The sequence below is a fragment of the Cellulomonas hominis genome, assembly GCF_014201095.1.
In the GTDB taxonomy this organism is placed as follows: Bacteria; Actinomycetota; Actinomycetes; order Actinomycetales; family Cellulomonadaceae; genus Cellulomonas; species Cellulomonas hominis.
Genome location: NZ_JACHDN010000001.1, coordinates 669054 through 690774 on the forward strand (window position 1 = coordinate 669054; position 21721 = coordinate 690774).

The window sequence follows — 21721 nt, forward strand, 5'->3', positions numbered from 1 at the left end:
TTCGGGCGGCCGGAACCCTCAGGCCCGCGTCACCGCGCGTTCATCTCCACGTAGTCCCGCTGCGGGGAGCCGGAGTACACCTGGCGCGGCCGGCCGATCTTCGTCTGCGGGTCGCGCATCATCTCCCGCCACTGCGCGATCCAGCCCGGCATCCGGCCGAGCGCGAACAGCGGCGTGAACATGCTCTCGTCGAAGCCCATGGCCTTGTAGATCAGGCCGGTGTAGAAGTCGACGTTCGGGTAGAGCTTGCGCGAGATGAAGTACTCGTCGGACAGCGCGATCTCCTCGAGGGTGCGGGCGATGTCCAGCAGCTCGTTGTTGCCGCCGAGGGCCGCGAGCACCGCGTCGGCGCTCTCCTTCACGATCGCGGCGCGCGGGTCGTAGTTCTTGTAGACCCGGTGGCCGAAGCCCATGAGCCGGACGCCCTGCTCCTTGTTCTTCACGCGGCGCATGAAGTCGGAGGCGTCGCCGCCGTTCGCCTGGATCTCCGCGAGCATCCGCAGCACGGCCTCGTTCGCCCCGCCGTGCAGCGGGCCGGACAGGGCGTTGATCCCCGCCGCGACCGAGGCGTACAGGTTCGCGTGGCTCGACCCGACGATGCGGACGGTCGAGGTCGAGCAGTTCTGCTCGTGGTCGGCGTGCAGGATGAGCAGCTTGTCCAGGGCCCGCACCACGGTGGGGTCGACGTCGTACTGCTGGTACGGCACCGCGAACGTCATCCGCAGGAAGTCCTCGATGTACCCGCGCGAGTAGTCCGGGTACAGCAGCGGCTCGCCCCGCGACGTGCGGTGCAGGTAGGACGTGATGGTCCGGGTCTTCGCGAGGATGAGCACCGTCGCGAGCTCGACCGTCTCGGGGTCGAACGGGTCGAGCGACTCCGGGTAGAACGTCGCGAGCGCGTTGATCGCCGAGGACATGACGGCCATCGGGTGCGCGCCGGACGGGAAGGTCCCCATGAACGTGCGGAAGTTCTCGTGCACGAACGTGTGCCGGTTGACCCGCTCCACGAACGCGTCGAGCTGGTCCGCCGTCGGGAGCTCGCCGTTGAACAGCAGGTACGCGACCTCGAGGAACGAGGACTTCTCCGCGAGCTGGTCGATCGGGTACCCGCGGTAGCGCAGGATCCCCGCGTCGCCGTCGATGTAGGTGATCTGCGACTCGCAGGACGCCGTGTTCATGAACCCGGGGTCGACCGTGACCAGCCCGGTGTCGCGCAGCAGGGAGGACACGACGACGCCGTCGTTGCCCTCGGTCGCGCGCACCACCGGCAGGTCGTGGCTCGTGCCGTTGACGACCAGCTGGACGGGCTCGGTGGCGACGTCGGTCATGGCGCTCCTCCTCGGGCGATCAGCGGGGGTCGGACCTGGGTCCGGTCCGCGAGGTCGGCCGGCGGGCCGCAGCGGTGCGGACGCGCCAGGCGTCGGTGCCCTGACGCTACTTCGCGTCCGCGCAGGCGACCACACCGGTGACCGCCTGTCGGGCTGTGACTCGGGTCACAGGGCGCCGGCGGGCGTCAGCCGCCCGACCGCCGCGGCGATCCGTTCGTCGGTCGCGGTCAGGGCCACCCGGACGTGCCGCGGCGCCCCGTAGAACGCCCCCGGCGCCACGAGGATCCCGCGGTCCGCGAGCCGCCCGACGGTCGCCCAGCAGTCGTCGTCGCCCTCGGCCGGACGGGCCCACAGGTACAGGCCGGCCGCCGACCGGTCGACCACCAGCCCCGCCCCCGCGAGCGCGCCGAGCAGCGCCGCGCGCCGCGCGCGGTACCGCTCGCGCTGCTCCGCCACGTGCGCGTCGTCGCCCAGCGCCACGGTCATCGCGGCCTGCACCGGCGCGGGCACGATCATCCCGGCGTGCTTGCGGGTGGCGAGCAGGCCCGCCACGACCGCGGGGTCACCCGCGACGAACGCCGCCCGGTAGCCCGCGAGGTTCGACTGCTTGGACAGGGAGTACAGCGCCAGCAGCCCGGCGACGTCCCCGCCGGTGACCCGCGGGTCGAGCACGCTCGGCACGCCGGCGGACGCCCACGGCTCGTCCCACGCCAGCTCGGCGTAGCACTCGTCCGACGCCACGACGACCGGCCGGCCGCTGCGGGCCTGCGCCGCCCGCGCGGCCTCGACCACCGCGCGCAGCTCGTCGACGCCGAGCACGCGGCCGTCCGGGTTGCCGGGCGAGTTCAGCCAGACCAGGCGGACGCGGTCGCCGTCCGGCCCGGACAGCAGCGCCACCGGGTCGTCGGTCGCGACCGGCTCCGCGCCGGCCAGGCGGGCGCCGACGTCGTAGGTCGGGTACGCCGCGGCGGGGTGCGCGACCAGGTCGCCCGCGCCCAGGCCCAGCAGGGCGGGGAGGAACGCCACCATCTCCTTCGAGCCCACGGTCGGCAGCACGCCGGCCGGGTCGAGGTCCGGCACGCCGCGGCGGCGCGCGAACCACCCGGCCACGGCGGTGCGCAGCGCCGGGGTGCCCCAGGTCTGCGGGTAGCCGGGCGCGTCGGCGGCGTCCGCGAGGGCGCGGCGGAGCAGCTCCGGCGTCGGGTCCACGGGCGTGCCGACGGACAGGTCGACGATGCCGCCCGGGTGCGACCGGGCGCGGTCGCCGTACGGGGTCAGCGTGTCCCAGGGGAAATCCGGCAGCGCGCCGGTCAGCAGGCCCACGCGCTCAGTCGCCGTGCACCTGGAGCGGCAGCGTGGCGATGATCGGGTGGTCCTTCTCGATCATCCCCAGCTTGGCCGCGCCGCCCGGCGACCCGAGGTCGTCGAAGAACTCGACGTTCGCCTTGTAGTACTCGCTCCACTGCTCGGGGACGTCGTCCTCGTAGTAGATCGCCTCGACCGGGCAGACCGGCTCGCAGGCGCCGCAGTCCACGCACTCGTCCGGGTGGATGTACAGGGACCGCTTGCCCTCGTAGATGCAGTCGACCGGACACTCCTCGATGCACGCCTTGTCCTTGACGTCCACGCAGGGCTGGGCGATCACATACGTCACGGTGCGTCCTCCACGCGCCCGGCCCGAGGGGGTCCGGCGCGGTCGCGGGTCTGGTCGAGATGGTCGTCCTAGTATCGCTCACCTGCGCACGCGCGGCGCAGCGACGAGACGGAGAGCACAGTGACCACGGACGACGCCGCGACTCCCCCGGCACCCTGGCGCGCCTGGTCCGCCGGGCAGCGCGTGGTCGTGCGGCGGCGGCTGCCCGCCGGGGAGCCGCAGCCCTACACGGACGTGCTGGGCGACCTGGTCGCGGTGGACGACGAGGGGGTCACCGTCCGCACGCGGCGCGCCGGCGACGTGCGTGTGCCGGGCGACGAGATCGCGATCGGCAAGGTCGTGCCGCCCGCGCCGCCGCGCCGCCCGCGCCGTCCGCAGGGGTGAGCGGTCAGCCCGCGGGCGCGGCCGTGGCCGGGTCGGCCCCGCAGACCACGCGGTTCTGCGGCTTGTAGGTCCACGTGAACGGCTCGACCGAGACGACCTCGCCGTTGAGCTTGATCGTGCGGGTCACGGTGATCCGGAACCCGGGGTTGCCCGCGGACTGCGGCTCGCACGTCGGCGACTGCGAGTACACCGTGGTCGGCTGCACGACGTTGGTCTTCGGCCCGGACTCCGACGTGACCTCCCAGTACGGGGTGCCCCACAGCCGGACCCAGGTGCGGCCGTCCGCCACCCACGCCTGCACGAGCACGCCGGTCGGGGTGTTGTTCTTCCAGCGCATGTCGAGCGTGCCGGTGTAGATCGTCGCCTCGCGCCCCGCGGGGTACCGCTGGAACCACTCGGAGTGCGGCTTGTGCTCGATGTCCTCCATGCCGGCCTCGTACGCGGCGTTGAACGTCGTGGTGGACAGCTGCGACAGGCCGCCGCCCCACGCGTCGGTGTGCTCGCCGCTGACGATCGCGCCCGCGGTGGTGAACCCGTGCGCGGCGTCGATCGGGCCGAGCGCCTCGGTGAGGCTGAACTCCTCGCCCGGGCGGACCAGCGTGCCGTTGATCGCCTCGGCGCCGGCGCGGATGTTCTGGGTGCGGCGCGGCTCGCTGGTCAGCGGCGTGGAGAACTCGGAGATCGGCTGCACGATGCCGAGCGCCTGCAGGGCCTCGGTGGACTGCGCCGGGTCGGAGGCGACGAGCTCGACGGGCGCGGCGCGGGTGTCGGACACCGCCGCGGCGGCCACGGCCTGCGCCAGGGCGTCCGGGTCCAGCGTGGTGCCCGGGGTGCCCGGCACGATGACCGGGGCGCCGCTCGACAGGTCGAAGTACGCGTCCGAGGAGGACGTCAGCAGGTCGGTGGTCCGGGACAGCACGGCGTCGACGAGCACGGGGCCGTCCATCCGCAGCACCAGGTCGGAGGCCTCGGGCACGAACGACGCTGCGGACACCAGCACGTCCACCGGCAGCTCGACCGTCTGGCCGGCGACCTCGACGCGCACGGGGGCGGAGGCCAGCGGGGTCGCCACGTCCTGCAGCGCGCGGTCGGTCTCCTCCTGGGTGATGTCCGGCTCGACGAACTCGGTGGCCAGCTCCAGGGGGCGGGCGGCCGTCAGCCAGCTCTCCTCGAGCGTGGCCCGCGCGGCGTCGACGTCCAGCGCCCAGCCGTCCACGGCGTCCACCGCGTGGGGGGCGCCGTCGGCGAACACCACCGAACCGTCCACCGGGGCGAGCGCGAGGGTGCCGGCGAGCGAGTCGACCGCCGCGCCCAGCGCGCCCTCGTCGACCTCCGTGACCGGGTCCTCGTCACCGCCGCCGACGATGTGCTGCCACAGCCGCTGCGGGCGCAGGTCGACGCCGGTCAGCCCGTCCACCGTGGCCGGGACGTCGAGCGTCAGGCCGGCGGTCGCGGGGTCGACCGAGCCGGTGATGTCCTGCGCCGTGACCGGCACGGGCTGGGCCGCGAGCTCGCCGAGCCCGTCGGTGAGGGCCTGCTCCGCGTCGGCGCTCGTCATGCCGCCCACGGCCACGCCGGCGACGGTCGTGCCGCGCGGGACGCGGTCCGCCAGGGCGTACGCGGCGCCGACGTAGGCGCCGCCGAGCACGACGAGCACGGCGAGGACGATCAGCGTGACCCGGAGCCAGCGGCGGCGCGGGCGGTCCTCGTCGAACTCCTCGAGCGGCGACCAGGGCTCCGCGATCCCGTCGGGATCCACGACGGGCTCGGTGCCCTCCGCGCTGCCCTTGGCCATCCGGTTCCCCCTCGCGAGACCCGCGGCGCCCGGTTCGCACGCCGCAAGCGCTGATTCTACGGGCGCCACCGCGGGACACCGGCCCCGAGGTCCCGTTTGTCCGGACCTGCGAGATCACGATGTCGCAACGACGCGCCGACGCGGCGGGCCGGGCGCGCGCCGGTCGGGTCAGCGCAGCGGCCGCAAGCGGCGGCGGAGGTGGGCCAGGCTGCCGGACCCCGGGTTGCCCTCGCGGGACGTCAGCACCTCGCCGAGCACGACGTCGTGGTCCCCCGCGGGCACGATCCGGGCGGTCCGGCACTCGAACCACGCGGCCGCCCCGCGCACCCAGGCGGCGCCGGAGGCGGGGGTGCGGTCGTGCGGCACCCGGTCCAGCTGCCCGATGCTCGGGCGGCCCGGGGACGCGAGCCAGTCCGCGACGGGGGCCTGGTCGTCCGCGAGGACGCTGATCGCCCAGGTGTCCACGTCGTCCAGCGCCTCGCGGAGCCGGGCGTCCTGGTGCACGCAGAACAGCAGCATCGGCGGCTCGAGCGACACCGAGGTCAGCGCGGACGCCGTCATCGCGTGGTCCGTGCCGCGCCAGCGCACCGCGACCACCGCGACGCCGGCGGGCAGCCGGCCCATCGCGGCCCGGAACGCGTCGGTGGCGGCCTGCCCGGTGTCGGGGACGCCGTCGCCGTACAGCGGGTCGACGGCCGGTCCGGTCACGGGGTGCCCGGCCGCCGGCGCAGGGGCACGTCCGCGAACCACGCCCGCGGCGCGAGGGCGACCGCCACCGCGACCGCCAGGGAGCCGATCGCCCACACCCAGCCGATCGCGCCGCCCGCCGGCACCAGCACGTCGCCGCCGGGGCCGCGCCCGGACAGCACCTGCACGCTGAGGAACAGACCCACGAGCAGCGCGACCGACGCCACCCAGCCGCCGGAGGCGCGCACCGCGACCGAGGCGGCCAGGACGAGCAGCAGGCACACCACGACGCCCCACGGCGGGGTCGACCGGTGCAGCACCGTGCCGACCGAGCCGACGACCACGCCGAGCAGCAGGGCGCCCAGGGCGCGGAGGACCAGGCGGAGGGACAGGGTCGGCACGGGCGCCAGGCTACGTCCGGGGGCGCACGCGCGTCACGCCCGGCGGCAGCGGCAGCGGTCCCGCGGGCGCGTGCCCGGGCGCCCAGCGGTACCCCTCGGCCGGCAGCACGGGCGCGAGGACGAGGTTCGACAGCGCGTGGCAGGCGACCGCGGCCGGGTGGTCCAGCGGCGTGACCGCCTGCACCTGGGTCGCGTGCGCCCGCAGCGCGGCGAGCACCCGCTCCCGGACGGGCCGCGCGTCCACGGCGAGGTCGGGCTCCCCCGCGGCGGCGACCGACGGCAGCGGGCCGGCCGGGTCGGGCAGGGCGAGCGGCCCCTCGCGGGTGGCGCGGCGGTCACCGGACCCGGCGGCGAGCACCGCGCGGGCCGCCGGGTCCTCGGCGAGGGCGGCGTACCCGGCCCGCAGGGCGGCGGGCTCCTGCACGGCCCACGCCACCGCGGGCGCCCACGCGGGGTCGGGCGCGGGAGTCGTCGCCGCCGAGTGGAGCGAATCGCCGGACACGCCCGGCGTGTCGTGGCGAGACCCTCCACTCGGTGCAGCGCCGGGCGCCCACGCGGGGTCCGCGGCGAGGGCGACCGCCCGCATCGTGACCTCGTGCGCGCGGACGTGGTCCGGGTGCCCGTAGCCGCCGCCCGGCTCGTACGTCACGACCAGGTCCGGCCGCCGGGCCCGCAGCAGCCCCGCGAGCCGTCCCGCGGCCTCGTCCAGCGGCACCCCCACGAAGGCCCGGGCCGGCACCTCGGCCGCCGCACCGGCCTGCCCGACCCCGACCCAGTCCATGCCCGAGTCCTCGTACGGCCCCGGATCCGGCACCGAGGGTGCGGACGATGCTGCTTCCGGCGCCCCGAGGCCCGCATCTGCTGCAGTCTCGGCGCCGCCCAGGGGCGGGAGCGTGTCGAGGAAGACCTGGTCCGCGCCCAGGGCGTGCACGGCCGCGGCCAGCTCGGTCTCCCGGTGGCGGGCCAGGGCGGGGCCGTCGCCCTCCAGCGACGCCAGCCGGGCCCCGATGACCTCGCCCCGCTCGCCGCGGGTGCAGGTCACGACCAGGGCCGGCAGCCCGGCCGCCGCCCACGTCGCGAGCAGCGCGCCCGACGTCAGCGTCTCGTCGTCCGGGTGCGCGTGCACCGCGAGCACGCCACCCGTGACGGGCGGCGTGCTCGCGGCGGGGGTCACGGGGCGCTCAGGCCCGCTTGGCCCGCGCGGTCTGCCGGGCGCGCTCGGTCTGGTCCAGGACCACCTTGCGGATCCGCACCACCTCGGGGGTCACCTCGACGCACTCGTCCTCGCGGGCGAACTCCAGGGACTCCTCGAGCGTCAGGTGCCGCGGCGGCACCAGGTTCTCGAAGTTGTCGGCCGTGGAGGAGCGCATGTTGGTGAGCTTCTTCTCCTTGGTGATGTTGACGTCCATGTCCTCGGCGCGGGAGTTCTCGCCGACGATCATGCCCTCGTAGACCTCCTGCGTGGGGTCGACGAAGAACGACCCGCGCTCCTGCAGGTTGATCATCGCGAACGGCGTCACGGAGCCCGCGCGGTCGGCGACGAGCGAGCCCGACACGCGGGTCTCGATCGGGCCGGCCCACGGCTCGTAGCCCTCCGCGATGGAGGACGCGATGCCGGTGCCGCGGGTGTCGGTGAGGAACCGGGTGCGGAAGCCGATCAGGCCGCGCGACGGGACGAGGAACTCCATGCGGACCCAGCCGGTGCCGTGGTTCGCCATGGTCTCCATGCGGCCCTTGCGCTGCGCGAGCAGCTGCGTGACCGAGCCGAGGTACTCCTCGGGGACGTCGATGGTCATGCGCTCGACCGGCTCGTGGACCTTGCCGTCGATCTTCTTGGTGACGACCTGCGGCTTGCCGACGGTCAGCTCGAAGCCCTCGCGCCGCATCTGCTCGACGAGGATCGCCAGCGCGAGCTCGCCGCGGCCCTGCACCTCCCAGGCGTCGGGGCGGTCGGTCGGGACGACGCGGAGCGACACGTTGCCGATGAGCTCGGAGTCGAGGCGGTCCTTGACCTGGCGGGCGGTGACCTTGTGGTTCTTGCCGCCCTTGCCGGCCAGCGGCGAGGTGTTGATGCCGATGGTCATCGAGATCGCCGGGTCGTCGACCGTGATGAGCGGCAGCGGGCGCGGGTCCTCGGGGTCGGTCAGGGTCTCGCCGATGGTGATGTCGGCGATGCCCGCGACGGCCACGATGTCGCCGGGGCCGGCCTTCTCCGTGGGGACGCGCTCGAGCGCCTTGGTCTCCAGCAGCTCGGTGATGCGGACGTTCTGCATCGTGCCGTCGGCGCGGGCCCAGGCCACCGTCTGGCCCTTGGTCAGCTCGCCGTTGAAGATGCGCAGCAGCGCGAGCCGGCCGAGGAACGGCGAGGCGTCGAGGTTCGTGACGTGGGCCTGCAGCGGCGCGCCCTCGGTGTAGGTCGGCGCGGGGATCTTCTCGAGGATCGTGGCGAACAGCGGCTCGAGGGTCTCGGAGTCCGGCAGGCCGCCGTCGGCCGGCTGGTTCAGCGACGCGCGCCCGGCCTTCGCGGCGGCGTACACCACCGGGACGTCGAGGATCGCGTCGAGGTCCAGGTCCTCGACCTCGTCGTGCAGGTCCGACGCCAGGCCGAGCAGCAGGTCGGTCGCCTCGTGCACGACCTCCGAGATCCGGGAGTCGGGCCGGTCGACCTTGTTCACCACGAGGATCACCGGGAGCTTCGCGGCCAGCGCCTTGCGGAGCACGAACCGGGTCTGCGGCAGCGGGCCCTCGGACGCGTCGACCAGCAGCACGACGCCGTCGACCATGGACAGCCCGCGCTCGACCTCGCCGCCGAAGTCCGCGTGCCCGGGGGTGTCGATCACGTTGATCGTGATGCCGTCGGGCTGGCCCGCCGCGGCCGCCGCGGGGCCGGAGTACCGGACGGCGGTGTTCTTCGCGAGGATCGTGATGCCCTTCTCGCGCTCCAGGTCGCCGGAGTCCATCGCGCGCTCGTCCACGTGGGCGTGCGCGCCGAACGCGCCGGACTGCCAGAGCATGGCGTCGACGAGCGTGGTCTTGCCGTGGTCGACGTGGGCGACGATCGCGACGTTGCGCAGATCGCCGCGCACACGGGTCCCCGTGGGCGTCGAGGGCACAGACATATCAGGACTCATTCCGCGAGGGGTGGGAGATCAGAGGGCGCGACGACGTCGAGCGCCGATCGATTCTACCGGTTCCGGCCGCGGGCGTCCCTCGTGGCCGGCCGGACGGTGCCGGAGCGCGCCGGAGTGCTGGTCACGGGCGAGAGCCCGGCCCGGCGGCGCGGGTCGCGCGCACCGGGGCCGGGCTCTCGGCGTGCCGGACGGTCACGGGTGGGCGGTGCCGGTGCCCTCCGCCGCCTCGTGCTCGGCGATCGGGTCGCGCGACCCGGCCTCGGCGGCGTCGCGGGCGGCGAGCTCGGCCGCGGCCTGCTCGAGCAGCCGGTCGCGGGTCTCGCGCCGCGCCTTCTGCTCGGCCGGGTTCGGCACGGGGACCGCGGCGAGCAGGCGCCGGGTGTAGTCCTCGGTGGGGTGGTGCAGGATCTGCTCGCGCGGGCCGGACTCGACCAGCCGGCCCTTGCTCATCACGGCGATCCGGTTGGACAGGATCTCCACGACCGCGAGGTCGTGGCTGATGAACAGGCACGCGAACCCGTACTCGCGCTGCAGCTCCTGGAAGAGCTCCAGCACGCGGGCCTGCACCGACACGTCGAGCGCCGACGTGGGCTCGTCCGCGATGAGCAGCTTGGGCGACAGCGCGAGCGCCCGGGCGATGCCGACGCGCTGGCGCTGGCCGCCGGACAGCTCGTGCGGGTAGCGGTTCCGCATGGCGCGCGGCAGCTCGACCTGGTCGAGGAGCGTCTCGACGCGGCGGGACAGCTCGGCGCCCTTCGCGATCTTGTGCAGCATGAGCGGCTCGCCGATCGACTCGCCGATCGGCAGGCGGGGGTTCAGCGAGGAGCCCGGGTCCTGGAACACGATCGACACGTCCTGGCGCACGGCGCGCAGGTCCTTCGCGGAGATCCCGGCCAGCTCGACGCCGTTGACCTTCATCGAGCCGCCGGCGACGGGCAGCAGGCCGACCGCGGCGCGCCCGACGGTCGTCTTGCCGGAGCCGGACTCGCCGACCAGGCCGACGACCTCGCCGCGGGCGATCGTGAGGTTGACGCCGTCGATGGCCCGGAACGCCGGGATCCGGCCGCGCGACGGGTACTCGAGCACGAGGTCGGTGGCCTCGAGCGCGAACCCGGTCGTCGTCGCGGCCGCCGCGGCCGCCGCCTCCTCGTGCTCGAGCACGTGCACGTGCTCCGAGGAGCCCTTCGCGGCCAGCGAGGCCGACCCCAGGTGGGGCACCGCGTCGAGCAGCGCGATCGTGTACGGGTGGGACGGCGCGTTGAAGATCTGGTCGGCCGTGCCCTGCTCGACGACGCGGCCGTTCTTCATCACGATGACGCGGTCCGCGAGGTCCGCGACCACGCCCATGTCGTGGGTGATGAGGACGATGCCCGAGTCGATGCGGTGCCGCAGGTCGCGCATCAGCTTGAGGATCTCGGCCTGCACCGTCACATCGAGCGCCGTCGTCGGCTCGTCGGCGATCAGCAGCTTCGGGTCGCAGGCGAGCGCCTGCGCGATCATGGCGCGCTGGCGCTGACCGCCCGACAGCTGGTGCGGGTACTTGTCGATCGACCGCTTCGGGTCGGGCAGGTCGACCAGGCGGAGCAGCTCGATCGCGCGCTCGCGCGCGGCCTTCGGGCCGATCTCCTGGTGCGCCCGCAGCGTCTCGACGATCTGGAACCCGATGGAGTACACGGGGTTCAGCGCCGTCATCGGCTCCTGGAAGATGACGGCGACGTCCTCGCCGCGCACCCGGGAGAGCTGCTTGTGCGAGAGGCCGAGCATCTCGCGGCCCTGCAGCTTCGCCGAGCCGCTCGAGCGGCCGTTCGGGGGCAGCAGGCCGATCAGCGACATCGACGACTGCGTCTTGCCGGAGCCGGACTCGCCGACGATGGCGAGCACCTCGCCCGGGCGCACGTCGTAGGTGACGTCGATCGCGGCGGGGTACCACTCGCCGTCGACGAAGAACTCGACCGTGAGGTCCTTGACCTCGAGGATCGGGTCCTTGACGGACGTGGTCGCCGTCGTGTGGGTGTCCGTGCTCACCGCGGGGTTCCTTCCGTGCGGTCCGAGGCGGCGCCGGGGCGATCGGCCCCGGTCCGGCCGTCTGGGACGATGTCCGCATGCAGACGGACGTCGTGGAGTTCCGGCCGAGGTTCGGCCGCTGGCTGGTCGTGATGGTGGCGGCGGTCGCCGGCGCGGGCGCCGTCTCCGGCCTGGTGGAGGACCCCGCGCAGACCGTGCGCTACCTGCCCGTGCTGGCCCTCGTCGTCGTGCTGGTGTGGGCGGCGTACTGGCGTCCCGCCGTCGTGGTGAGCCCCGCGGGCGTCGAGATCCGCAACGTCACGCGGACGATCGAGATCCCGTGGCCGGCCGTCCAGGCGGTCACGACGCAGTACGCCCTGACGCTGCAGACCGCTTACGGCACCTACGCGGCGTGGGCCGCGCCCGCGCCGAGCCGGACCCGCGTGAAGCTCGCCGCCCGCCCGGACGCCCGGAACCTGCCCGAGACGGCCTACCGCGACACGACCGTCGCGATCGGCGACCTGGCCAACACCGACTCCGGTCAGGCCGCCGCCCTGGTGCGGTACCGCTGGGAGGAGCTGCGGGACGCGGGCGCGCTCGACGACCCCCGCCTCGAGCGGCCGGCGCCGGTCGTGCGCTGGCACGGCCGGACGCTGGCCCTCGTCGGCGTGCTGGTGGTCGCCGGCGCGCTCGCGCCCCTGCTCTGACACGTCAGGCCTTCGCCGCGGCCTGCGCCGCGCGGCGCTCCGCCTTGCGGTCGGCGCGCGCCAGGGCCCGGCGCGTGGGGATGCGCCGCTGCCGCGGGTCGAACGCGTCGCGCAGGCCGTCGCCGATGAAGTTGACGCACAGGGCGATGGTGATGATGAACGCGCCCGGCCACCAGAACAGCCAGGGCCGGGTGGCGAAGGCGGTCTGGTACTCGGAGATGAGGTTGCCGAGGCTGACGTCCGGGAACGCGATGCCGAACCCGAGGTAGGACAGCGCGGTCTCGAGCAGGATCGCGGACGCCATGAGCAGCGTCGCGTTGACGATGATCACGCCGACCGAGTTCGGCAGGATGTGCTTGAACATGATCCGGCCGTTGCTGGCGCCGGCGACCCGGGCCGCGTCGACGAACTCCCGCTCGCGCAGCGACAGGAACTCGCCGCGCACGAGGCGGGCCATCGACGTCCAGGTGATCGCGCTGAGCGCGAGGGCGAGCGCGATCGGGCTGGCGCCGCCGACCCAGCGGCCCAGGATGGCGCCGACCATGATCGTCGGGATGGTGATGACCATGTCCGTGCCGCGCATGAGGATGTTGTCGAGCCGGCCCCGGAAGAACCCGGCGGCCGAGCCGACGAGGATGCCGATGGTCGTCGCGAGCAGGCCGATCGTGAACATGACCAGCAGGGACTGCTGCGTGCCGCGCATGACGAGCGCGAACACGTCCTTGCCGATGTTGTCCTGGCCGAACGGGTGCTCGCCGATGGTCAGGCCGCCGGAGAACGACAGGGTCGGGTGACCGCCGTTCACGATGGGGGCCTGGTCCAGGATCGTCCACTTCCACCAGCCGGGGATGGGGCCCCAGCCGATCGACGTGGTCGCGAGCAGGATGACGAAGATCAGCACCGCGGCGGAGATCATCGCGCCGCGGTGGCGCAGGAAGCGCCGCAGGACGATGCGCCCCTGGGAGAGCCCCTCGACCTCCTTGAGCTCGATCGCGTTCTCCACGGCGTCCGTGGTCGGGGTCTCGACGGAGGTCATGCGTTCACCCGGATCCTGGGGTCGAGCGCCGCGTAGATCAGGTCCACGACGACGTTGGCCAGCACGAGCATCGTCCCGATCACGAGGAAGTAGCCCATGATCGGATTCGCGTCGGCGGTCTGCAGGGACTTGAGGAACAGCGTGCCCATGCCGCTCCACGAGAAGATCCGCTCGGTGATGATCGCGCCACCGAAGATGTACGCGATGTCGAGGGGCACGATGGTCGCGAGCGGGATGAGCGCGTTGCGCAGCGCGTGCCGCACCGTGACCACGCGCTCCGGCAGACCCTTGGCCCGCGCGGTGCGGATGTAGTCCTGGTTCATCACCTCGAGCAGGCTGGACCGGGAGTACCGGGTGTACTGCGCGAACGAGATGAGCGTCAGCGCGATCGTCGGCAGCACGAGGTGCGTGAACGTGTCGAGCGTCGTGACCCAGTAGTCGCCGCTCAGGCCCGGCGTCTGCGAGCCGATGGTCGCGATCGGGCGCCCGTTGATCTGGGAGGCGTTCGAGTACGTCTGCCACACCCGCATCACGCGGTCGACGAACATGAAGCCGCCGACGGCGAGCGCGACGAGGGCAGCGTTGCGCATCTGCGCCCGGCGGTCGGGACCGCCGACGAGCCAGCCGACCAGCAGGCCGACGGCGATCGCCGCGAGGCCCAGCAGGAAGATCATCGCCGTGCCGGTGACCGCCGCGAAGGCGTACTGCATCGGGTAGTACAGCGCCACGCCGATGCCCACGGTGATGAGGGCGGCGGTGAGGGCGCGGCGGTCCCGCAGGCCCGAGGTCAGCGCGGTGAGGCCGACGGCGACGCTCGCGCCGAGCACGGCCACGCCGACGATCCCCAGGCTCGGGTCGAGCAGCCAGCCGGTCGCGGTGGCACCGAAGATGACCAGGCCGGTCGCGAGGGTCGAGACCCCGAAGGTCGTCAGACGCCGTCGTCTGTCGCCCCCGACCACCGCCTGCCAGATCAGGCCCGCGACGAGTGACAACCCGATGAGCACCGGTGTCGACACCGTCGGGTCGGCCAGGAAGTCGTTGAAGCCGATGGCGCCCCAGAGCTTGAGGAGCACGGCGACCCAGAAGGCCGGCAGCGAGTACAGGACGAACGAGAAGAACGTCACCGTGTAGTCGAAGCCGCTGTACTGGCGCAGCGCCGACGCGACGCCGACGACGATGCCGAGCACGACGGCGATGATCGTCGCGGTCGCGACCAGCTGCACCGACGAGGGGACGGCCACGGACAGCAGCCGCGTGACCTCCTGCTTGGTGACCCAGCTCTGGCCGAGGTCGCACTGCCCCACCACGCACCCGGCGGCGCCGCCGAGCCACTTGAAGTAGCGGATGACGGGCGGGGTGTCGAGGTCGAGGAGCTGGATGCGCGACTCGATCTGCTGCTGCTTGTTGGGCGCGGAGCTCGCGTACAGGTCCTCGAGGGGGTCGAGGGCGTAGGCGAGCAGCATGTAGACGATGAACGTCGCGCCGAGCAGGACGATCAGCGACCCGAGGAGCCGGCGGCCGAGGAACGCGATCATCGGCGCGCTGGGGAGCCGGCGCCGGGTGGTGACGGCGGCCGCCGTCATGACCGCGCCTGCCCGGGGGCGACGCGGAGTTCTGGGGTGACCATGGGGTCCGAACCTCACTGGAGTGGATGATGGCGACGAGAGTCTACGAGCGCGGCGGCGCCATCGGAAAAAACCGCGCGAACGGGACACGACCGGCACGTCGCGCGAGCGGCGCGGACGGCTTCCCGGGCACGAACCGGGGGTGCCACGGCGAACGCGGCACCCCCGGGTCGTGTCTGCTCAGGTGACGTCAGGACGTGGCGTCCCCGGTCGGGGCGTCCAGGGAGTCCTCAGCCGAGATCTCCCAGTCCCAGTAGTTCCAGAAGATCGTCGGCGCGAGCGCGATCGTCGAGACACCCTGGAGGACGTCGCGGCTCGCGACGACACCCGGGAACTGGAAGATCGGGAGGCCGAACGCGTCGGCGTACAGCTGCTTCTCGATGTCGATCGTCAGCTGGGTCTCCTGCTCGGCGTCAGCCGTGTACATCTCCTGCCACCAGGCGTCCATCTGGGCGTCCGAGTAGCCACCGAAGTTGTTCAGACCGCCGGTGATGTACGTCGCCTCGGAGTTCAGGGCGAACGTGTTGGTCGACTGCCAGCCGAACAGCGACGCGTCGTACGTCTCGGTGGACGCGAGGCGCGAGCCCCAGTTGTCGTCGCCCTCGTCGATGACGTTGAAGCCGGCCTGGGCCGCGGACGAGGCGATCAGCTGGAACTGGTTCGCACGACGGACGTTCGACTTGCCGTAGAGGAAGCGGACGTCGACCGGGGTGGTCACGCCGGCCTCGGCCAGGAGGGCCTGGGCACCGGCGATGTCGACCTCGGCGTAGGCGTCGGAGCCGTTGGCGGCGACGACCTCGTCGTAGTTCGGGGCGCCCGGGACGACCGTGAACGAGTCACGGGTCGTGGCGTCCTCCTGCAGCGGGGTGATCAGCTTCTCGATGATCTCCTGGCGCGGCACGGTCTTGAGGAACGCCTCGCGGACCTTGCGGGCCTTCTCGGCGTCGCCGCCGTAGGTCGCCGGGTCGAACGGGCCACCGTTCGCCATCATCAGGTCGACGTGCTCGTAGGTGCCCTCGGGCGCCGTCGTGTACGTGATGTTGTCGATGCCCTCGAGCGTCGCGAGCACGTCCACCGAGGACTGCGGGGCGATGAGGTCGACCTCACCGTTCTGCAGCGCGGTGACCGAGGCCAGCGGGTCCTCCGAGTAGCGGATGGTGACCTTGTCGACCTTGGGCTGCTGGCCCCAGTCGAAGTCCTCGTTGGCCGTCAGCGTCAGGTACTGGTTCTCGACGAAGTCGCTGATGACGAACGCGCCGTTGGAGAGGTACAGGCCCTCGTCGTCCGGCAGGGACGTGAAGTTGAAGTCCTCGTTCCAGACCTTGGCGATCTTGGAGAGGTCCTCGGTGTTGTTGTCCTGGAACGCGGCGATGAAGGCGTCCTTGGCCTCCTGCGGGTCCTCGATGCCGAGGGCGCGCTGGGCCACGACGTGCGCGGGGACGGTCGAGCGCTCGAGCGAGAGCTCCCAGTCGGACCGCGGGGAGTCGTAGGTGAGCGTGATCGAGCGGCCGTCGTCGCCGACCTCGGGCGCCTCGCTGACCATGTTCATCGCGGCCGAGGAGCCGTCGAAGTACACGCCGGCGTCGATGGCCTCCTGGTTGGTGATGTTGCCCTCGTCGTCGTACTCGGGCTCGACGTTGTCGAACGCGTCACGGAGCGGGCCCCACACGGCGTAGAGGTCGGCGGCGTCGACGGGGGTGCCGTCGGACCAGGTCACGCCCTCGTTGATCGTGTACTTGACGACCAGCGGGTCCTCGGAGATCCGCTCGTACGTGCCGAAGTCCTCGTTCTTCTGGAGCTGGAGGTCCCCGTCGTAGTAGTTGAACCAGGACGTCGTCATGTAGAGGACGTTGTTGTTCGTCGTCGCGTTGCCCGTGGTGGTGAGGCTGTTGTACGCGTAGAACGGCTGGTTCCAGCCGACCGTGACCGCGGTCTCCGACTCGATCTCGGACTCCGCCGGGGTCGAGCACGCCGTCAGCACCAGCGCGCCGGCCGCCGCAGCGGCCAGGACGGCGCTTGTTCGCCTGATCTTCAATGTTCCTCCTGTGAAGGTGGCGCCCAGCGTCGGTGGCCACCCGCGGGCTCGGCCGGAGCCGGCCCGAGGGAGGCGGACGCACGGTCCCGCCATGGATGCGCCAACGGTAGTGACGTCCATGGGGACAATTCGGACACAGCACCCCCGCAGGGGCGATCGTTACCGGATCGATACTGAGCAGTAGTGTCCAGCATTCGGGACGGAACATGCCCGTAACATCCCAGAAACACCCGGTTCGGCCGGGGACCGCGGGGCAGCACCCCCTCCGCGGCCGCCTCCGCTCAGCGGAGACGGCCCCGGATGTGCTATGCCCCTGGCGCGTCAGGCCATCGCCGTCTGGCGGACCGCCTCGAGGTTGAGGATGTTCCCGTCCGGGTCGGCGAACCACACCGACCGCATCGGGCCGTCGGTCAGGACGCCGTCGTCCCACGTCCCCGACGGGATCTCGAAGGTCTGGAACTCCACGCCGTGCCCGCGCAGCGTCGCGACCTCCTGGTCGAACGCCCCGTCGTCCACCTGGAACGACACCGACGTCGCCTTGTTCGTCCCCGCGAAGGACGACGGGTACACCAGCAGCCCGCCGTTCTTCGTCCCGTAGAAGACGCCCATCTCGTCGTCGTCGCCGAAGCCCGGGAGCTCCTGCTCCGTGAACCCGAGGGTGTCCTCGTAGAACCGGCGGGCCCGGGCGAGGTCGCGTACCGCGAGGCAGGGCGTCGCCGTGTGGTCGGAGAGCATGGTGGCCTCCTCGTGCGGGTCGGCCGACCGTCGACCGACCGGCGAACGCGAGCGTACGTCCGGGCCCTCGCAGGCCACGGCGCGCGCACCCTCACCCCGGCAGGGTGAGGCCCCGGACCCGGCAGGTTCCTACCGTGGCGCGCATCGGCCGCAGGGGCCGCAGCAGACGGGGGGCGCCATGTCCGCGACGAGTGACACCCCGACCACGGGCGCAGCGGCGCCCCGGCACCGCCTGGACGCACCCGCTCCCCCGGTGGACGCGGGCACGCCGGAGAGCCCGCCGGCCGAGGCGGCGCCGCGCCGCACGCCGGTGCCCGCCTCCGCCTGGATCTCCTGGGTCGCGCTCGCGCTGATGACCACGAGCTCGGTCGCGAGCCTGCGCCCCGCGCCGACGATGGCGGTGTACGGGCTGGCGGCGGTGTTCCTGTACGTCGTGCCGGCCATCGTCTTCCTGCTGCCGACGTCCCTGGTGTCCGCCGAGCTCGCCTCCGGGTGGAACGGCGGCGTCTACAACTGGGTCGCGACCGGCATCTCGAAGCCGATGGGCTTCCTCGCGGTGTGGTGCCAGTTCGCGATGACGATCTTCTACTACCCGACGCTGCTGGGGTTCGTGGCCAGCACGCTCGCGTACGTCATCAACCCGGCGCTGGCGACCAGCGGCGTGTGGACGGCGGCGGTCATCGTGGTCGTCTACTGGACCGGCGTGTGGGTCTCGTCGCGCGGCACCAAGGCCATCGCCGGGCTCGCGTCGGGCGGCCTCATCATCGGCACGCTCATCCCGGGCGTGCTGCTGGTGACCCTCGGCGTCGTGTTCCTCGGGCAGGGCAACCCGTCCGCCGCGCCGATGGACGCCGACCACCTCCTGCCCGCGTGGGCCGGCCTGTCCAGCCTGGTGCTGATCGTCAACAACTTCCTGTCGTACTCCGGCATGGAGATGAACGCGGTGCACGTGTCGTCGCTGAGGAACCCCGGGCGCGAGTTCCCCCGCTCGATGTTCCTGGCCATGGGGCTCGTGCTCCTGATCTTCATCCTCCCGGCGCTGGCCATCTCCTGGTTCGTGCCCGCCGAGGAGCTGTCGCTGACCGCCGGCATCATGCAGGCGTTCGAGACGGTGTTCGCGGAGTTCGGCTGGCAGATCCTCACGCCGGTGATCGGCATCATGCTGGTGGCCGCGTCGCTCGGCGGGATGCTGACGTGGCTCGCGGGGCCGTCGAAGGGCCTGCTGCTGATCTCCCGGCAGGAGGGCTACCTGCCGCCGTTCCTGCAGCGACTCAACAAGAACGGCGTGCAGCAGAACATCCTCGTCACGCAGGGCGCGGTCACCACCGTGATCGCCCTCGGGTACGCGCTGATCCCGTCGGTCTCCAGCGCCTACTGGGTGTTCTCGGTGATCACGACGCAGGTCTACCTGATCATGTACCTGCTCATGTTCGTGGCCGCCGTGCGGCTGCGGCGCACGCACCCCGACCACGCCCGCGGCTACCGCGCGCCGATCCTCCGGACGCTGTGCGGCGTCGGGTTCGTCGCCTCCGCCGCCGCGCTGCTCGTGGGCTTCGTGCCGCCGTCGCAGTTCGGCACCACCAGCCCGTGGGTGTACCTCGTCATCGTGGGCGGCGGCGCGCTGGGGCTGGGGCTGCTCGTGCCGTTCCTGTTCTACCGGTTCCGCAAGCCGTCGTGGCGGCAGGCGTCCGCCGCGGACGACGATGCCGCCGACACCGACGGAGTCCCGTCCGGGCCCGAGCAGCCGGAGGTGAGCGAGCGGTGACCGCACCCGTCGAGACCAGCACCCGCCGCGAGCGGACCGTCATCTACTGGACGGCGGTCGTCCTGCTCGCCGTCGGCGTCCTCGTCGCCCTGCTCACGTGGCGGGAGCACCGCGAGACCGCCGAGGCCGCCGACAAGGCCGCGCAGCTCACGGCCGCCCTGGCCGACGCCGGCGCCGAGCACGTGCCCCCGCCCGAGCGGGTCGCCGCCGTGCTCGGCACCGACGGCGGCGTCGTGTGCGCCGACCCCGGCTCCGCGCTCAGCAGCGCGGCCCTGTTCGCGGGGCTCAGCACCGCCGCCGGGGGCACGGGCCAGCGCGCAGGGATCGCCCAGAGCGACGCCGCGCAGGCCGAGCTCCTCATCGTCGAGGTGTACTGCCCCGAGGAGCTCGACGACCTCCAGGCCGTGATCGACGACCTGCGGCTCGAGACGGCGGGCGACTGACGTGGGCGTCCTGTCCGACCGGGTCGGCGCCCTGATGCCGGGCGTGCGCGACGAGCTCGCGGAGCTCGTCGCGCTGCGGTCCGTCGCCGACCCCCGGCAGTTCCCGCCCGAGGAGTGCGCCCGCGCGGCCGAGTGGGTCCGCGCCCGGTTCGCGGACCTGGGCTTCGCGGACGCGCGCCTGGAGCCGACGCCCGACGGCAGCGCGGCCGTCGTCGGCTCGCGACCGTGCGCCGACCCGGACGCCCCGACCGTCCTGCTGTACGCGCACTACGACGTGCAGCCCCCGCTCGACGACGCCGCGTGGCGGACTCCCCCGTTCGCGCTGACCGAGGTCGGCGGCCGCTGGTACGGCCGGGGCGCAGCGGACTGCAAGGGGAACATCCTCATGCACCTGACGGCGCTGCGGGCGCTCGGCGGGGACGTGCCGGTGCACCTGCGGCTCGTGGTGGAGGGCTCCGAGGAGCAGGGCACCGGCGGGCTGGAGGCGTTCGTCGTCGAGCACCCGGACCTGCTGCGCGCCGACGCGATCCTCGTCGCCGACACCGGCAACGCCGCCGTGGGCCGGCCCGCCGCGACCGTGAGCCTGCGCGGCATGGTCAACGTCGTCGTCACGGTCGAGGCGCTGCGCAGCGAGGTGCACTCCGGGATGTTCGGGGGCCCCGCGCCCGACGCGCTCGCCGCCCTCGTCGCCGTGCTGGCGTCGCTGCGGGACGCGAAGGGCGACACGGTCGTCCGCGGCCTGCGGTCCGACCAGACCTGGACGGGCGAGCCGTACCCGCCGTCGGCGTTCCGCGCGGACGCCGGCCTGCTGGACGGGACGGACCTGCTGGGCAGCGGCACGGTGTCCGACATGATCTGGGCCCGCCCCGCGCTCACCGTGCTCGGCATCGACTGCCCGCCGGTCGTCGGCTCCGCGGCCGCGATCCAGCCCCGGGCCGCCGCCCGGCTGAACCTCCGGATCCCGCCCGGCACGACCCCCGGCGAGGCCCGCGCCGCCCTCGACGCGCACCTGCACGCGGCGGCGCCGTGGGGCGTCCGGGTCACCGTCGAGGCCGAGGCCGAGGGCTCCCCGTTCGAGGCCGCGACCGACGGCCCCGCGTACCGGGCGCTCGACGCCGCCATGCAGGAGGCGTACGGCCGGCCGATGAGCCGCCTCGGGCAGGGCGGGTCGATCCCGCTGTGCACGGTGTTCGCCGAGACCTACCCGGACGCCGAGATCGTGCTGCTCGGCGTCGAGGAGCCCCTCGCGCTGATCCACGCGCCGAACGAGAGCGTCGACCCCGCGGAGATCGAGGCGATGGCGCTGACCGAGGCGCTGTTCCTACAGCGGTACGCCGCGGGCCGGCCGCACGGGGGTTGACCACCCGCGGGCCGCTGCGGAGCATGGGCCCGACCCCACGAGCGAGGAGCAGCGCCATGGCCCGGACGTCCACCGACGAGGGCGGGAGCTTCACCGCCGAGGAGCGCGCCGCGATGAAGGAGCGCGCCCGGGAGGTGCGGTCCCAGCGGAAGAACGCCAAGGCCGACCCCGAGCCCGAGGTGCTCGCGAAGATCGCCGAGCTCCCCGAGGCCGACCGGCTGCTCGCCGAGCGGGTGCACGCCCTCGTCCGCGAGGCCGCGCCGCACCTGGTGCCGCGCCTCTGGTACGGCATGCCCGCCTACGCCCGGGACGGGAAGCTGGTGGTGTTCTTCCAGGCGGCCGCGAAGTTCAAGGCCCGCTACGCGACGCTCGGCTTCGACCAGGGCGCGGCGCTGGACGACGGGGCGATGTGGCCGACGGCGTACGCGCTGACGGAGCTGACCCCCGAGGTGGAGGACCGGATCCGGACCCTGGTGGCGCGCGCCGCGGGGTGACCGCCCCGGGGCGCCGACCCGCCGCCGCGAGGGCAGCAACGGCGGCGGCGAGAGTGCGCTCGCGCGCGTGCACGCTCGTCGCCGGGGACGCCGCTTCGACGACGGGCACGCCCGGTTGCCGCACCGCTCCGAACCGG

At 73.2% G+C, this 21721-nt stretch carries 19 protein-coding genes; 6 read left to right on the plus strand and 13 right to left on the minus strand.

The features are described from left to right. Positions 1-29: 29 nt before the first annotated feature. From HNR08_RS03170 to fdxA, 3 genes are all read right to left on the minus strand, one after another. Positions 30-1328, minus strand: coding sequence for a citrate synthase (locus HNR08_RS03170; protein WP_146834067.1), 1299 nt, complete (start codon positions 1326-1328; stop codon positions 30-32). Between the two features lie 165 nt (positions 1329-1493). Next, positions 1494-2651, minus strand: a complete 1158-nt coding sequence (dapC, locus tag HNR08_RS03175; RefSeq protein WP_146834070.1) for a succinyldiaminopimelate transaminase — start codon at positions 2649-2651, stop codon at positions 1494-1496. A 4-nt stretch (positions 2652-2655) separates the two neighbouring features. Beyond that, a complete protein-coding gene (fdxA, locus tag HNR08_RS03180; RefSeq protein WP_146834073.1) occupies positions 2656-2982 on the minus strand; it encodes a ferredoxin in 327 nt (108 codons plus the stop codon). A 120-nt stretch (positions 2983-3102) separates the two neighbouring features. On the opposite strand from fdxA, the gene HNR08_RS03185 reads away from it, so the two are divergent. Continuing rightward, on the plus strand, positions 3103-3366 hold the full coding sequence (locus HNR08_RS03185; RefSeq protein WP_246802939.1) for a putative acetyltransferase: 264 nt from the start codon (positions 3103-3105) through the stop codon (positions 3364-3366). 4 nt (positions 3367-3370) lie between these two features. Here HNR08_RS03185 and HNR08_RS03190 read toward each other — a convergent pair whose 3' ends face one another. The 6 genes from HNR08_RS03190 to HNR08_RS03215 form a co-directional block, all read right to left on the minus strand. Then, positions 3371-5161, minus strand: a complete 1791-nt coding sequence (locus HNR08_RS03190; RefSeq protein WP_146834075.1) for a VanW family protein — start codon at positions 5159-5161, stop codon at positions 3371-3373. A gap of 168 nt (positions 5162-5329) precedes the next feature. Further along, positions 5330-5869 carry a flavin reductase family protein gene (locus tag HNR08_RS03195; protein ID WP_246802940.1) on the minus strand — a complete coding sequence of 180 codons (540 nt, stop codon included), beginning with the start codon at positions 5867-5869 and terminating at the stop codon, positions 5330-5332. Then, on the minus strand, positions 5866-6249 hold the full coding sequence (locus HNR08_RS03200; protein WP_146834078.1) for a hypothetical protein: 384 nt from the start codon (positions 6247-6249) through the stop codon (positions 5866-5868). Before HNR08_RS03200 ends, HNR08_RS03195 begins: the two co-directional genes overlap by 4 nt. Before the next feature lie 10 nt (positions 6250-6259). Next, positions 6260-7423, minus strand: coding sequence for a PIG-L family deacetylase (locus HNR08_RS03205; protein WP_146834081.1), 1164 nt, complete (start codon positions 7421-7423; stop codon positions 6260-6262). A gap of 7 nt (positions 7424-7430) precedes the next feature. Continuing rightward, positions 7431-9368 (minus strand): translational GTPase TypA, encoded by a 1938-nt coding sequence (gene typA, locus HNR08_RS03210; protein ID WP_146834084.1) that lies wholly within the window; start codon positions 9366-9368, stop codon positions 7431-7433. Between the two features lie 204 nt (positions 9369-9572). Continuing rightward, the gene (locus HNR08_RS03215) at positions 9573-11405 is read right to left on the minus strand and encodes an ABC transporter ATP-binding protein (protein WP_146834087.1); all 1833 of its coding nucleotides are present in this window, start codon (positions 11403-11405) and stop codon (positions 9573-9575) included. A 77-nt stretch (positions 11406-11482) separates the two neighbouring features. On the opposite strand from HNR08_RS03215, the gene HNR08_RS03220 reads away from it, so the two are divergent. Further along, complete coding sequence (locus HNR08_RS03220) at positions 11483-12091, plus strand: PH domain-containing protein (RefSeq protein WP_146834090.1); 609 nt, start codon at positions 11483-11485, stop codon at positions 12089-12091. Between the two features lie 4 nt (positions 12092-12095). On the opposite strand, the gene HNR08_RS03225 is transcribed toward HNR08_RS03220, so the two are convergent. The 4 genes from HNR08_RS03225 to HNR08_RS03240 form a co-directional block, all read right to left on the minus strand. Beyond that, a complete protein-coding gene (locus HNR08_RS03225) occupies positions 12096-13127 on the minus strand; it encodes an ABC transporter permease (protein ID WP_146834093.1) in 1032 nt (343 codons plus the stop codon). Continuing rightward, positions 13124-14710, minus strand: coding sequence for an ABC transporter permease (locus tag HNR08_RS03230; RefSeq protein WP_371862359.1), 1587 nt, complete (start codon positions 14708-14710; stop codon positions 13124-13126). Before HNR08_RS03230 ends, HNR08_RS03225 begins: the two co-directional genes overlap by 4 nt. Before the next feature lie 232 nt (positions 14711-14942). Continuing rightward, complete coding sequence (locus HNR08_RS03235) at positions 14943-16787, minus strand: ABC transporter family substrate-binding protein (protein WP_146834096.1); 1845 nt, start codon at positions 16785-16787, stop codon at positions 14943-14945. Positions 16788-17108: 321 nt separating this feature from the next. Next, positions 17109-17522 carry a VOC family protein gene (locus tag HNR08_RS03240; RefSeq protein WP_146834101.1) on the minus strand — a complete coding sequence of 138 codons (414 nt, stop codon included), beginning with the start codon at positions 17520-17522 and terminating at the stop codon, positions 17109-17111. 178 nt (positions 17523-17700) lie between these two features. On the opposite strand from HNR08_RS03240, the gene gadC reads away from it, so the two are divergent. The 4 genes from gadC to HNR08_RS03260 are packed head-to-tail and all read left to right on the plus strand — an operon-like array spanning position 17701 to position 21584. Beyond that, positions 17701-19287: a glutamate/gamma-aminobutyrate antiporter GadC gene (gene gadC, locus HNR08_RS03245; RefSeq protein WP_146834104.1), complete on the plus strand. Its 1587-nt coding sequence runs from the start codon at positions 17701-17703 to the stop codon at positions 19285-19287. Then, a complete protein-coding gene (locus HNR08_RS03250; protein WP_146834107.1) occupies positions 19284-19730 on the plus strand; it encodes a hypothetical protein in 447 nt (148 codons plus the stop codon). The genes gadC and HNR08_RS03250 overlap by 4 nt, the downstream gene beginning before the upstream one ends. A gap of 1 nt (position 19731) precedes the next feature. Then, positions 19732-21090: a dipeptidase gene (locus HNR08_RS03255; protein ID WP_146834110.1), complete on the plus strand. Its 1359-nt coding sequence runs from the start codon at positions 19732-19734 to the stop codon at positions 21088-21090. A 56-nt stretch (positions 21091-21146) separates the two neighbouring features. After that, on the plus strand, positions 21147-21584 hold the full coding sequence (locus HNR08_RS03260; protein WP_146834113.1) for an iron chaperone: 438 nt from the start codon (positions 21147-21149) through the stop codon (positions 21582-21584). Positions 21585-21721: the final 137 nt, after the last annotated feature.

Excerpts from the sequence above, each read along its gene's own strand:
- HNR08_RS03240 (WP_146834101.1), bottom strand. The coding sequence starts at position 17,522 with ATGCTCTCCGACCACACGGCGACGCCCTGCCTCGCGGTACGCGACCTC.
- HNR08_RS03260 (WP_146834113.1), top strand. The coding sequence starts at position 21,147 with ATGGCCCGGACGTCCACCGACGAGGGCGGGAGCTTCACCGCCGAGGAG.
- HNR08_RS03225 (WP_146834093.1), bottom strand. The coding sequence starts at position 13,127 with ATGACCTCCGTCGAGACCCCGACCACGGACGCCGTGGAGAACGCGATC.
- HNR08_RS03190 (WP_146834075.1), bottom strand. The coding sequence starts at position 5,161 with ATGGCCAAGGGCAGCGCGGAGGGCACCGAGCCCGTCGTGGATCCCGAC.
- HNR08_RS03220 (WP_146834090.1), top strand. The coding sequence starts at position 11,483 with ATGCAGACGGACGTCGTGGAGTTCCGGCCGAGGTTCGGCCGCTGGCTG.
- typA (WP_146834084.1), bottom strand. The coding sequence starts at position 9,368 with ATGTCTGTGCCCTCGACGCCCACGGGGACCCGTGTGCGCGGCGATCTG.
- HNR08_RS03170 (WP_146834067.1), bottom strand. The coding sequence starts at position 1,328 with ATGACCGACGTCGCCACCGAGCCCGTCCAGCTGGTCGTCAACGGCACG.
- HNR08_RS03230 (WP_371862359.1), bottom strand. The coding sequence starts at position 14,710 with ATGACGGCGGCCGCCGTCACCACCCGGCGCCGGCTCCCCAGCGCGCCG.
- gadC (WP_146834104.1), top strand. The coding sequence starts at position 17,701 with ATGTCCGCGACGAGTGACACCCCGACCACGGGCGCAGCGGCGCCCCGG.